The sequence below is a fragment of the Promicromonospora sp. NPDC050262 genome, from assembly GCF_040655935.1.
Classification (GTDB): domain Bacteria; phylum Actinomycetota; class Actinomycetes; order Actinomycetales; family Cellulomonadaceae; genus Promicromonospora.
On record NZ_JBFAKX010000001.1, the window covers coordinates 709,182 to 720,682 of the forward strand.

Annotated in this window: 14 protein-coding genes; 5 read left to right on the forward strand and 9 right to left on the reverse strand. The window is 73.1% G+C overall.

Features of this window, described 5'->3' with window-relative positions; translation table 11 throughout:
• Nucleotides 1-13: 13 nt before the first annotated feature.
• Nucleotides 14-340: a hypothetical protein gene (locus AB0I29_RS03190; RefSeq protein WP_357477967.1), complete on the reverse strand. Its 327-nt coding sequence runs from the start codon at nucleotides 338-340 to the stop codon at nucleotides 14-16.
• Between the two features lie 259 nt (nucleotides 341-599).
• Between AB0I29_RS03190 and AB0I29_RS03195 the strand changes: the two genes are divergently transcribed.
• Nucleotides 600-977: an SHOCT domain-containing protein gene (locus AB0I29_RS03195; protein ID WP_285103848.1), complete on the forward strand. Its 378-nt coding sequence runs from the start codon at nucleotides 600-602 to the stop codon at nucleotides 975-977.
• A 42-nt stretch (nucleotides 978-1,019) separates the two neighbouring features.
• Nucleotides 1,020-2,339, forward strand: coding sequence for a hypothetical protein (locus AB0I29_RS03200; RefSeq protein ID WP_357477972.1), 1,320 nt, complete (start codon nucleotides 1,020-1,022; stop codon nucleotides 2,337-2,339).
• Here AB0I29_RS03200 and AB0I29_RS03205 read toward each other — a convergent pair.
• The 3 genes from AB0I29_RS03205 to AB0I29_RS03215 are packed head-to-tail and all read right to left on the reverse strand — an operon-like array spanning nucleotide 2,284 to nucleotide 4,574.
• The gene (locus AB0I29_RS03205) at nucleotides 2,284-3,387 is read right to left on the reverse strand and encodes an NAD(P)-binding domain-containing protein (RefSeq protein ID WP_357477976.1); all 1,104 of its coding nucleotides are present in this window, start codon (nucleotides 3,385-3,387) and stop codon (nucleotides 2,284-2,286) included. The two genes, AB0I29_RS03200 and AB0I29_RS03205, sit on opposite strands and share 56 nt — an antisense overlap.
• Nucleotides 3,388-3,435: 48 nt before the next feature.
• A complete protein-coding gene (locus AB0I29_RS03210; protein ID WP_285103842.1) occupies nucleotides 3,436-3,978 on the reverse strand; it encodes a TetR family transcriptional regulator in 543 nt (180 codons plus the stop codon).
• 2 nt (nucleotides 3,979-3,980) lie between these two features.
• On the reverse strand, nucleotides 3,981-4,574 hold the full coding sequence (locus AB0I29_RS03215) for a sugar O-acetyltransferase (protein ID WP_285103840.1): 594 nt from the start codon (nucleotides 4,572-4,574) through the stop codon (nucleotides 3,981-3,983).
• A gap of 58 nt (nucleotides 4,575-4,632) precedes the next feature.
• Between AB0I29_RS03215 and AB0I29_RS03220 the strand changes: the two genes are divergently transcribed.
• Nucleotides 4,633-5,841 carry an MFS transporter gene (locus AB0I29_RS03220; RefSeq protein ID WP_357477982.1) on the forward strand — a complete coding sequence of 403 codons (1,209 nt, stop codon included), beginning with the start codon at nucleotides 4,633-4,635 and terminating at the stop codon, nucleotides 5,839-5,841.
• Nucleotides 5,842-5,854: 13 nt separating this feature from the next.
• Nucleotides 5,855-7,048 carry an ROK family transcriptional regulator gene (locus AB0I29_RS03225; RefSeq protein WP_285103836.1) on the forward strand — a complete coding sequence of 398 codons (1,194 nt, stop codon included), beginning with the start codon at nucleotides 5,855-5,857 and terminating at the stop codon, nucleotides 7,046-7,048.
• On the opposite strand, the gene AB0I29_RS03230 is transcribed toward AB0I29_RS03225, so the two are convergent.
• Nucleotides 7,033-7,416, reverse strand: coding sequence for a CBS domain-containing protein (locus tag AB0I29_RS03230; protein WP_357477985.1), 384 nt, complete (start codon nucleotides 7,414-7,416; stop codon nucleotides 7,033-7,035). The two genes, AB0I29_RS03225 and AB0I29_RS03230, sit on opposite strands and share 16 nt — an antisense overlap.
• Nucleotides 7,417-7,594: 178 nt before the next feature.
• On the opposite strand from AB0I29_RS03230, the gene AB0I29_RS03235 reads away from it, so the two are divergent.
• The gene (locus AB0I29_RS03235; RefSeq protein WP_357477989.1) at nucleotides 7,595-8,569 is read left to right on the forward strand and encodes a zinc-binding dehydrogenase; all 975 of its coding nucleotides are present in this window, start codon (nucleotides 7,595-7,597) and stop codon (nucleotides 8,567-8,569) included.
• Between the two features lies 1 nt (nucleotide 8,570).
• Here AB0I29_RS03235 and AB0I29_RS03240 read toward each other — a convergent pair whose 3' ends face one another.
• From AB0I29_RS03240 to AB0I29_RS03255, 4 genes are all read right to left on the reverse strand, one after another.
• A complete protein-coding gene (locus tag AB0I29_RS03240; RefSeq protein ID WP_357477992.1) occupies nucleotides 8,571-8,723 on the reverse strand; it encodes a hypothetical protein in 153 nt (50 codons plus the stop codon).
• A 31-nt stretch (nucleotides 8,724-8,754) separates the two neighbouring features.
• Nucleotides 8,755-10,431 carry a DUF222 domain-containing protein gene (locus tag AB0I29_RS03245; protein ID WP_357477994.1) on the reverse strand — a complete coding sequence of 559 codons (1,677 nt, stop codon included), beginning with the start codon at nucleotides 10,429-10,431 and terminating at the stop codon, nucleotides 8,755-8,757.
• 326 nt (nucleotides 10,432-10,757) lie between these two features.
• Entirely contained in the window at nucleotides 10,758-10,988 is a 231-nt protein-coding gene (locus AB0I29_RS03250; RefSeq protein WP_285103828.1) for a helix-turn-helix transcriptional regulator, read from the reverse strand.
• Nucleotides 10,988-11,494 carry a DUF2975 domain-containing protein gene (locus tag AB0I29_RS03255; RefSeq protein ID WP_357477998.1) on the reverse strand — a complete coding sequence of 169 codons (507 nt, stop codon included), beginning with the start codon at nucleotides 11,492-11,494 and terminating at the stop codon, nucleotides 10,988-10,990. Before AB0I29_RS03255 ends, AB0I29_RS03250 begins: the two co-directional genes overlap by 1 nt.
• Nucleotides 11,495-11,501 lie beyond the last annotated feature (7 nt).

Consider the following 11,501-nt stretch of genomic DNA (forward strand, 5'->3'; position numbering starts at 1 on the left):
ATTCTCGCACGCCTCAGCCGACCGGCTCGAAGCTGCGCCCGTCGAACCCGATGAAGCTGTGCACGTCGGTGGCCGGGAAGGTGAGCGCCCGGCCGGTGCAGTCGGTGCTCTCGTAGACCCGGATGCCCGTGGCGGTCTCGTTGAGCTCGGCGTGGACGACGAACGGCAGGGTCGTGCAGCCGGTGCCGGCGTCCTGGTAGGTCACGGTCTGCCCGGTGAAGGCGCCGGACCAGAACGTGAGGTCCCCGTCGGCGGCGGAGGCCGACGTCGGGACGGCGACGGCCAGCAGCCCGCCCACCGCAAGGGCGGCGGCGGCGAGACACTTCGAGGCACGGATCATGGTGTTCTCCTTCGAGAAGGTCGGAGTCATGAACGCGACCGCACACGGGCGGTCACCCGTACGACGGGAACACCGGGCGAAAGGTTCACCCGAATCAGGTGATTTCTCCGGCAGAACCCGACTTTCGTTCCCTCGCGACCAAAACCCCCCGCTCAGCGCGGGCGGAACCCACCCCTCGCGGTTACTTTGAAACTGCGGATCGGGCAAACCACCGGTGCGCTCCGAACCCATCGGATTGCCGTCGAGAACGGGGCGAGTCATGGATTTCTGGGATTTCTTCTGGCTGATGGTCTACAGCTTCTTCTTCGTGGCGTACCTCATGGTGCTGTTCCAGATCGTCGCGGACCTCTTCCGTGACCGCGAGCTCTCGGGCTGGTGGAAGGCCCTGTGGATCATCTTCCTGATCTTCCTCCCGGTCCTCACCGCGCTCGTGTACCTCATCGCCCGCGGCCGCGGGATGGCCGAACGGCACGCCGCCGGGATGGCGCAGGCACAGCAGGCGACCGAGAGCTACATCCGCGAGGTCGCCTCCGGGCCCTCGCCGTCCGAGCAGATCACGAGCGCCAAGGCGCTCCTCGACGCCGGCACCATCTCGCCGGCGGAGTTCGAGCGGCTGAAGGCCAAGGCATTGGTCTGACCCGTGAACGAGGCCACGGCAGAAGGTGCCGAACCGCCCGACGTGACCGCCCGTCTGGCCGCCCTGGAGCGCGAGAACGCCGAGCTCCGGCGGCGGCTGGACGCGGCGCCACACGCCGGTGCGGCCCCCGCCGCGCCGCCGGGCCCGCGCCGCAACCGAGCCAGGAGCGCGACCGCCGTCGTGCTGATCCTGCTGGGTGCCCTGCTGGCCCCGGTGGGCGTGGTCGCCGCCTGGGCGGAGCGCACCCTCACCGACACCGACCGCTATGTCGCGACGGTCGCGCCCCTGGCCCAGGACCCGGTCGTGCAGTCGGCGGTGGCCGGCCGGCTGACCACGGCCGTCATGGACCGGATCGACGTCGGAGCCCTGCTCGGCGACGTCCAGCAGGGGCTGGACGAGCGGGGCGTCGCCCCGCGGGCCGCGCGGGCGATCACCGCGCTGGAGGGCCCGCTGACCAGCGGGGTGGAGTCCTTCGTCCGCAACGCCGCGGACCGGCTGGTCGAGAGCGACCGGTTCGAGTCCGCCTGGGACCAGGCCAACCGGGTGGCGCACGAGCAGCTCGTGCAGGTCATGCAGGGCTCCGGGGGCGACGTCGCCCAGGTGGGTCAGAACGGCCAGCTCACCATCCAGCTCAGCGGGTTGATCGACATGCTCAAGCAGCGCCTGGTCGACCGGGGCCTCACGCTGGCGGGGAACCTGCCCACGATCAACGCGTCGTTCACCGTCATGGAGAGCAGCCAGCTCACCGAGATCCGGAACCGGTACGCCCAGGTCGTCGCGCTCGGCACATGGCTCCCGTGGATCGTCCTGATCCTGCTGGGCGCCGGCGTCGCCGCCGCGACGCACCACCTGCGCGCCCTGGTCGTCGCGGGCCTCGCGCTGGCCGCCGCGATGGTGGTCCTGGGGATCGGCCTCGCGATCGGGCGGGGGCTGTATCTCGACGCGCTCAGCGGGAAGGTGATGCGGCTCGACGCCGCGCAGGTCGTGTTCGACCAGCTCGTCTCGTTCCTGCGCGTCACGCTGCGCACCGTGGGGGTGCTCGGCCTGGTCGTCGCGCTGGCGGCCTACCTCGGCGGGTCGAGCGCGTCGGCGCGCGGCCTGCGGTCCGGGATCGGCACGGGGATGAGCCGCACCCGCAGGTGGGCCGAGGGCCGGGGCGTGTCCACCGGCGCCACGGGCGTCTGGCTCGCGCGCTACCGCGGCGTCGCCCGCGCCGCCGTCATCGCCCTCGCCGCCCTCGTGCTCCTGCTCGCGTCCAGCCCGACGCCGGCGCTGATCGTCGGCGTCGCGGCCGGGGCCGTGGTGCTCATCCTGCTGATCGAGCTGGTTGCCCGGCCGGGAGCCGCCGAACCACCGCCGTGACCGCCTCGCGGCCCGCCCGGTTGGCGCCGACCGTCGACTGCGACGGCCCGAACCCGATGAGGTGCACCCGTGGTTCGGACGCGACCTGCGTGCCGGCCATGGCGATGCCGCCCAGCTCGTTGCGCAGCCCCAGCGGGCCGAGGTGGGCGAGGTCGGCCTTGAACCCGGTGGCCCAGAGGATCGCGTCGAGCGGCGTCAGGCTCCCGTCGGCCTCGCGCACGCCGTCCGGCTCGATCGCGGTGAACATGGGCCGCCGCTCCAGGGCGCCACGGGCCTTGGCGGCGAGCGCGTACGGCGTCCAGATGAGCCCGGTGTAGGAGACGACGCTGCCGGTGGGCCGGCCCGCCGCGACGTCGGCCATGACCTTGGCGATGGTCTCGCGCCCGAGGGTCTCGCTGCGGAACTCGTCGTGGAAGACCGGCTCACGCCGGGTGTACCAGCGGGTGGTCGCCACGCGCGAGATCTCCTCCAGGAGCTGGAGCGCCGAGATGCCGCCGCCCACGACGGCGACCCGCTGCCCGGCGAAGTCCTCGGCCCGCACGTAGTCGCGGGTGTGGAGCTGTCGCCCGCGGAACGTGTCCTGCCCGGGATAGCGCGGCAGCACCGGGTTGGTCCAGGTGCCGGTGGCGTTGATGACGGCGCGGGTGGTCCACGAGCCGCGGTCGCCGGTCACCACGAGGTCGCCGTCCGGGTCGTCGTCGGCGCGCCGCACCGCGACCACCTGGACCGGGCGCAGGATCGGGAAGCCGAAGGCCTGCTCGAAGCCCGCGAAGTAGCGCGGGACGGCCACGCGGCTGGCCTCCTCCTGGTCGACGGCGGGCTGGGCGAGCCCCGGCAGGTCGAAGATCCCGTTGACGGTGGCCATCCGCAGCGACTCCCACCGGTGCTGCCAGGCGCCGCCGGGCGCGGGGTTCGCGTCCAGCACCACGTAGGTGCGCTCCGCCTCCGGCTGGTCCACGGCGCTCACGAAGCCGCGGCGCTGCAGGTGGTACGCCGCCGAGAGGCCGGCCTGGCCGGCCCCGATCACCACGACGGTCGCCCGCCTCATGTCGCTCACACCAGCCACAACAGCCCCGGGCGGCAGATGTTCCGCCGGTCAGCCCGACGTGATGCGTCGCACGGCCTCGGTGACCGTGTCGGGCCGCGGCGCCTCGGTGTCCAGGGCCCGATGGATCGTCAGCCCCTCGATCAGAGCGTCCAGCATCCGCGCCGTGACCGGGTCGAAGTGCCGCTCCAGCGCCGCCCGGGAGCGCGCCATCCACGCGTTGGTCAGCTCGCGGTAGGCGGGCTCGCGCGCCGCGAGCGTGTAGAGCTCGTGGGTCAGCACCAGGTCGCGCTGCGTGTCGAAGACGTCCTCCGTGATGATCGCCACCACCGCCTCGCGCGCGCTCTCCAGGTCGGTCGCCGCGCTCATCCGCTGCTCGAACCCGTCGCTGCCGGCCCGCGCGAACCGGCCGAACGCCTCGCGCAGCAGGTCGTCCATCCCGGCGAAGTGGTAGGTCATGGAGCCGAGCGGCACATCGGCGGCCGCCGCGACCTTGCGGTGCGAGACGCCGGCCACCCCCACCTCGGCGATCAGGTCGAGGCAGACGTCGATGATCCGGCTCCTGCGGTCGGGGTCGTGCCGGCGTCCGGTCACGGTCAGCTCTCGGCGATCTCGCGGACCACGCGGGCGGGGTTGCCGACGGCGACCACGTTCGCCGGCAGGTCGCGCGTGACGACGGCACCTGCGCCGACCACCGTGTTGTCCCCGATGGTGACCCCGGGGCAGACGATCACGCCGCCGCCGAGCCAGACGTTGTCGCCGATCGTGATGGGCAGCGCGGCCTCCAGCTTGTCCCGGCGCGGGGTGGGCTCCACGGGGTGGGTCGGCGTGAGGAGCTGCACGTTCGGCCCGATCTGGCAGTCCGCGCCGATCGTGATGGTCGCGACGTCCAGGGCCGTGAGGTTGTAGTTGGCGAAGGTGCGCGGGCCGACGTGGATGTTCCCGCCGTAGTCGACGTAGAGCGGCGGCTTGATGAACGCGTCGTCGCCCAGCGTGCCGAGCAGGTCGTCCAGGAGCGCGCGGGCGCCGTCGTCGTCGGCCACGACCGCGCGGTGGTAGGCGTCGGCGAGGGCGAGGCCGCGCTGGGCGAGCCGGACGCTCTCCGGGTCCTGTCCGCCGATGTACAGGTCGCCGGCGAGCATGCGCTCGTGGTGGGTGCGCGGGTCGCCGGCGAAGTAGTCGTGAGCCATGGGCACAGCGTAGCGGGCGATGTGTACGACCGTACGTAACGCGGGTACGCTCGTGCGCATGTCGCTTCCCCAGGACAACCGTCCGCCGCTCGCCGTCCGGCGTGCCCGCGCCGCCGTCGGCGCACTGTTCCTGACCAACGGCGCCCTGTACGCCAACCTGGTGCCCCGCCTGCCGGAGATCAAGACCGCGCTCGACCTCGACAACGCGGCCTACGGCCTGGCCATCGCCGCGTTCCCGACCGGCGCGATCGTCTCGGGCCTCGGGGCCGGGTACATGGTGCGCCGTTTCGGGTCGGCGCGCGTCGCCGTCGTCGGCACCGTCCTGACGGGGCTGGGCACGCTGGCGGCCGGCCTCGCGCCGTCGTTCGCCCTGCTCGTGGCGGCCCTGTTCCTCGGCGGCGCGTCCGACTCGATCACCGACGTGGGGCAGAACACCCATGGCCTGCGCGTGCAGCGCCGGTACGGACGGTCCATCATCAACGGCTTCCACGCCGTGTGGTCCATCGGCGCCGTGCTGGGCGGGTCGATGGCCGCGGCCGCCATCGCGCTCGGCCTGCCGCTGGACGTGCACCTGGGCATCTCGCTGGGGATCTTCGCCGTCGTGGCGGTCGTGGCTCTGCGGTTCCTCCTGCCGGGCCGGGACGACGAGACGGCCGACGACGGGGGTTCCGCCGCAGCGGCTCCCGCCCGCCTCCGCGGGCCGCGCCTGAGCGTCCGCACCGTGGCGATCGTCGCCGCGCTCGTGCTCATCGGTATCGGCGGCGCCCTGGTGGAGGACGCCGGGAGCTCGTGGGCGACCCTCTACCTCTCGACCGACCTCGGCGCCCCGGCCGCGCTGGCCGCCACCGCCTACGTGTCGCTCGTCGACGCCCAGACCGTGGGCCGCCTGCTGGGTGACCGCCTGGTGGACCGGTTCGGCCAGCGCACGGTCGCCTGCGCGGGCGGCGTGATCATCGCGCTCGGCATGGGGCTGGCGCTGGCGTGGCCCACCGTGCCCGGCACGATCGCCGGGTTCGCCGCCGCGGGCTTCGGCAGCGCGACGCTCATCCCGGCCGCCATGCACGAGGCCGACGAGCTGCCCGGCCTGCGCCCCGGCACGGGCCTGACCATCGTGTCCTGGCTGCTGCGGCTCGGCTTCCTCTGCTCGCCGCCGCTGGTCGGCCTGGTCGCCGACGACGTGGGCCTGCGCACCGGCCTGCTGGTGGTGCCGATCGCGGGCGTCCTGGTCGTGGCCCTGTCCGGGGTGCTGCGGCGCCGTGCCACATAGATAGAGTCGTGGCATGTCCGCGAGATCAGCCGCACCTGCCCTCAGCCCGGCGGGGACGCGCGTCTTCCAGGAGCTGGTCAGGAGCGGCGACGCCTCACGGACCGCCCTGGCCCGTGACACCGGCCTGACACCGGGCGCGATCACGCGCGCGGTACGCCCGCTGCTGGAGGCGGGGCTCCTGCTGGAGACCGGCGACCGGGCGTCCACCGACGGCGCCCTGGGGCGGCCCGCCACGATGGTGACCCTGCAGGCGGAGGCGCACCAGTCGATCGGCGTGAAGGTCACCGCCGACCAGCTCTTCGGCGTGGTCTGCGACCTGCGCTGCCAGGTGTTGGACGAGGTCACGGTGCCGGTGCGCGACCACGGCCCGGAGGCGATCGTCGAGCAGATCGTGGAGCTCGTGAACGGCCTGCGGGCGGGCCGGCCCGCGGTCGGCAGCGTCGGCGTGGCCGTCTCGGGCGACGTCGACGCCGCCTCCGGGCACGTGGCCTACTCGCCCTTCCTCGCCTGGCGGGACGTACCGCTCGGCGACGAGATCGCCCGCCGCACCGGCCTCACGACGACGGTCGAGAACGACGTGCGCGCCCTGCTCACCGGCGAGCGCTGGTACGGGGTGGGCCGCGGCATCTCGTCTCTGGCCCTCGTCACGGTCGGGACCGGCATCGGGTGCGCGCTGCTGGTCAACGGGCAGGTGGTGCACGGCGAGTTCGGCGTGGCCGGCGAGGTGGGGCACGTGCTCGTCGACCCCGACGGACCCCTGTGCCACTGCGGCAACCGGGGCTGCGTCGAGGCGATCGCGGGGTCCGCCGGGATCCTGGGGCGCATGGCGGAGGCCGGGTTCGACGGGCTCGGCATCGGCGATGTCGCGGACCTCGCCCGCTCAGGTCAGCCCGACGCCGTGCGGGTGCTCGCCGACGCGGGCCGCGCCGTCGGGATCGGCATCGCCACCATCGCCAACCTGCTGGGCGCCCAGCACATCGTGATCACGGGCGAGGCGATCGGCAGCGGGTCGGGGCCGGACCGGCCGGTCGACGAGCAGGACTACGACGTCATGGACCCCCACGTGCGCAGCGCGTTCGAGCAGCGGGCCTTCGGCTCCGCCGCGCGCTCGGCCATCGAGCTGCGGCCGCTGCGGTTCGTGGACTGGGCGCGGGGCGCGGCGGCGTGCGCGGTCGAGCACTTCGTGACGAGCTACGGGAGGTCCTGACCCCGGGCCAGGGCCGACGTCGGGTCCCGTTCGACGGCGAGGTCAGCGAGCAAGAGGATCCCGACGGCGACGTCGCCGTCGACCACGGGGATGCGGCGGACGGCAGCGCTGCGCATCATCTCGGCGGCCGCCTCCACGGGGACGTCGGGGCCGACCGTGACGAGCTCCTCGCTGGCCACCTCGCCCACCATCGCCTCGAGGCCGAGCCCCTCGGCGAGGCCGCGGACCACCAGGTCGCGGTCGGTGACGATCCCGATGACGGTGGGTCCGGCCCGGACCACCAGGGCGTCGACGTCGTGGTCGGCCATCGCCCGCGCTGCAGACTGGAACGTCTCGGACATCCCGATCGTGGTCGGCGCCGGTGTCATGACATCGGCGACGGTCTGCTGGACCTTGTCGCGTTCCTTCCTGGGTGCGGCCGGTGGGTGGCCGGCCTCTGTCCAGCGTGCGGCGGGGCGCGCTCACTCGCACGTCATGTGAGGCAAACGTGCGGCTGCCGCTCTCACTTTCCCGAAGTGGACGCAGGCGTCCGTTAGCGTCGCCGGCGTGACGACAACGATGCGAGCAGTGACGATCGAGCGGTTCGGCGACCCGAGCGGCATGGTGGTGGGCGAGGCCCCCGTTCCGGCCCCCGGACCCGGGCAGGTCGTGATCGAGACCGAGGCGATCGGCGTGGGCGGGGTCGACGCCGTCATCCGGCGCGGGACGCTCAGCGGGTTCGGCTTCAGCACGGGGCTCATACCCGGCAGCGAGGTCGCCGGCCGGGTGACGGCGGTCGGCGCAGGCGTCGACGCGGCGTGGGTGGGGCGCCGGGTCTGGGCGTTCACCGGCACGAGCGGCGGTTACGTCGAGCACGCGGTCGCCCGGGTGGACGACGTCGTAGCGCTGACGGGCGAGCTCTCGTCGGCCGACGCGGTCGCCCTCGGGAGCTCGGCGCCCGTGGCGCACTTCGCGCTGGCGCACGCGCACCTCGCGGCCGGGGAGTCCGTGCTGGTGCGCGGCGCGGCCGGGAGCATCGGCATCGCGGCCGTGGAGCTGGCGGCCCGGGGCGGGGCGAGCGCCGTCGCGGTGACGACGTCGTCGGCCGGACGCGGCGAGCGCCTGCGCGCCCTCGGGGCGACGCACGTGCTCGACCGCGCCGGGGAGGGCGACCCGGACGCCCCGGCGTCCTACGACGTGATCGTCGACATCGTGGGCGGGCCCGGCACTCCCGACTTCATCGACCGGCTCGCGCCGAACGGGCGCATGGTCGTGGTCGGCGCGATCGCGGGGATGCCGCCCGCCGACTTCGGTGCGCGCCTCCTGGGCGCGTTCCAGCAGTCCCGCTCGTTCGCGACGTTCAGTCTCGACACCGTCCCTGCAGCCGACCTCGCCGTCGTCCGCGCGGAGCAGTTCGACGCCGCGGGACGCGGCGAGCTGCACGCCGTCGTCCACGATGTGCTGCCCCTGGACCAGGCCGCCGAGGCCCACCGCCAGATGGACGCGGGCACGGTGTTCGGGCGGATCGTGCTGGTGCCGTGACTCAGGTGGGGGCGCCGAGCCGGGCGAGGAAGTCGCGGACGAGCGGGAGCGCCTCGTCGAGATGGGTCTCGAACAGCCAGTGGCCGCCCCCGAGCAGGTGCAGCTCGGCGTCCGGGTGGTCGCGGCGGTAGGCCGTGGCCGCACCCTCGGTCATGTAGCCGTCGTGCCGGCCCCGTCGATCCCGTTCACGTCGCGACGGCGGTGCCGGGGCGGTGCGCCCAGGACAGGTCGGCGGTGTGGGCTCGGCGGGGTGATCGTGGTTGTGGCCGCGTTCGTGGTCCCGGTCTTGGCCGCGGTCTCGGCTGGTACGGGATCGGGCTGTTGCGGGGGTTGGTGTGGCAGCCGATCTGGTAGCGGCTGCGGGGTGTACGGCCCTTGCTCGGTCCCGTCATGCCGACGGCCGGGGTCCAGGCCGGGGTGGTGGATCGCTCGGGGGCTGGTGCCTGGCCGTGGGCGGGTCCCGTGGGACCGGTCGCCGCCGCTTCAGGACGCACAGCAGCATGACGAACCGCGACCGTGTCACGGACAGGTACCCCGCCTCCCACCGGTGCAGTGTCGTGACCTGGTGCGGTGCCGCCGGTCCTGACCGGTGCGGGTGGTGTGGGGGCGACCGAGACATACGTGTGCCCCGTCGGCGTGACCGTCTCCACAGCATCGCGGCCGTTGACCTGGGTGGTCTTCTGTGACCAGCCGTGTGCCTGCTTGGCGTGGTTGCAACGGGCGCACAGGCCCTGCCCGTTGTCGAGGCTCGTTGGTCCGCCCTCGATGAATGGGGTGACGTGGTCCAGGTGACGGACCGGGGCGTCACACCACGTCGTGGCGCAGATCCCCTGCTCCCGGGCACGCAGGAGCGCGGCCAGACCCGTCGGATGGAACCTTGACGTCGACGTCGTCGCCAACATCCGGCCGTGCGGGTTGACGTAGATGCTGCGCAGCCACGCGGTGTCGGTCTCGATCGCATGCGCCGCCAGATGCCGGGCCACCGGCGCCGGGACCGTGCCCACACCCGCCGGGGCGCCCTCCAGCACCACCGAGGGCTCGTTACCACCGGCCAACAGGGTCTCGTCCGAGACCAGGAGGTTGATCGTGACCGGAACATCACCCGCGTGCCCAGGCTCGCGGGCGGTGACGCGTTCGATCAGGGTGTCGGCCATGATCTGCCCCGCACCCCGCCCATCACCGGCCGCTTTGACCATCTCGGCGTGAGACTTGAGCTGGGCGTACGCCTGCACGCCCTCAGCCATGGGCACCAGGGCCGTGAGGTAGACCATCAGGTCCGGTGCCGGACGCACCGACACCCGCCGCTCAGTGACCGCCCTCGCGTTGCGCTTGACACACGCGTGCACGTCCAGCCGGGCGGCCTGTTCCTTGATCCGGGCGACCAGACGGCGGGTGCCCATCCGGGCCAGGTCCGCCAGGTGCTGCGGGCCGCAGATCTCCTCGTCGACCAGGGCGCGGTGCTCCAACGTCAGGTGGGACGTCTCGCGCACGAGCAGGGTGGCCCGCCACGGCGACAGGACCCCCGCCTGCAGGGCGTTGAAGGTGTGGGGCATCTGCGTGACCCAGACCCGGGCGGTGCTCACGAACCCGGCACCGGCGTGGGGGCTCACCCGCAACGCAGCACCGACCTGGTTCGGCACACCACGACCCTGCCGCTCCGCCCGGACACCCTGCCGGGCCTCGCCGGCCTTGGTCGCCTCGTCCAACACCACGGCCAACCGGGCCTGCGTCGCCGTGACCGCGTTCTTCAACGCCTCCAGCTCACCGAGCAGATCCACCCACTCCGCCTGTGCCCGTGGCCCGCTTCCACCTGGGCCAGCCTCGGTACCCGCACCGCTGTCAGTGGTCCTTGGCAGGATCATGCCCGCCAACATCCGACGCACCTCCCGCACACCGGCAGCATCAACCACCGCGGCACCAGCGATCCCGGAAAGCACACCACCCCCGGGCAGCACCGACCCGACGGGCCGCCTATCGCCCGTCCGTGTCAACACCTCACCCGTTCGCGTCATGCCATCAACCTATGACACACACGTTCGCATCGCTCGCCGAACAGGCCCCATCCGCCCACAGCAGAATTCACCCCCGGGCCCGGCCCTCTGTCAGGCTCCCGTCAGCCCTCCGTGACGCCCCTCCAGCCCTCCGACAGCCCTCCGGCAAGCCCTCGTCAGCCCCCGCCAAGCCCCCGTCAGCCCTCCGGCAACACCGTGTCGCCACCCGGGACATACCTGATCAGGTCGCCCGGCTGGCACTCGAGGGCCGCGCAGAGCGCGTCGAGCGTCGTGAACCGGACCGCCTTGGCGCGGCCGTTCTTCAGGACCGCGAGGTTCGCCGGGGTGATCCCGACCCGCTCGGCAAGCTCCCCCACGGACATCTTGCGGCGCGCGAGCATGACGTCGATGTCCACGACGATCGGCATCAGATCACCTCGTCGAGCTCGATCCGGAGCGCCGCCGCCTCGCCCTTCCACCCGACGGCCTTGACCAGCAGGCCGCGCAGGACGACGACCAGCAGGGCGATCCCGCCCGCGAGCACGGCGCACCCGATGAGCGCGAGCCCGATGCCCGGCTGCATCCCGAAGTCCAGGGTCCGCACCGTCAGCCAGCTCAGGAGGCCGAGCGCGAGCACGCAGGCGCCGACGGATGCCCAGATGATCAGGTCGACCCACCGGAACGCGTCGGGCGAGAACACCGCATCGCGACGGACCAGGGCGAGCAGCCGCCAGATACCGACGAGGACCACCTGAGCCGGCACCAGGACGGCGATCGACCAGGCGAGAGTGGGCACCCGAAGGCGAGCGGCCTCGGGATAGGACGACGCGACGCCGGCCGAGAGCTCCGGGAGCACCACGAGCTGCACCAGCGCGACGCCCAGGAAGAGAAGCACGATGACGAGGCGCAGGAGCCTCGTGGCGAGCGGATTCATGGCCCTC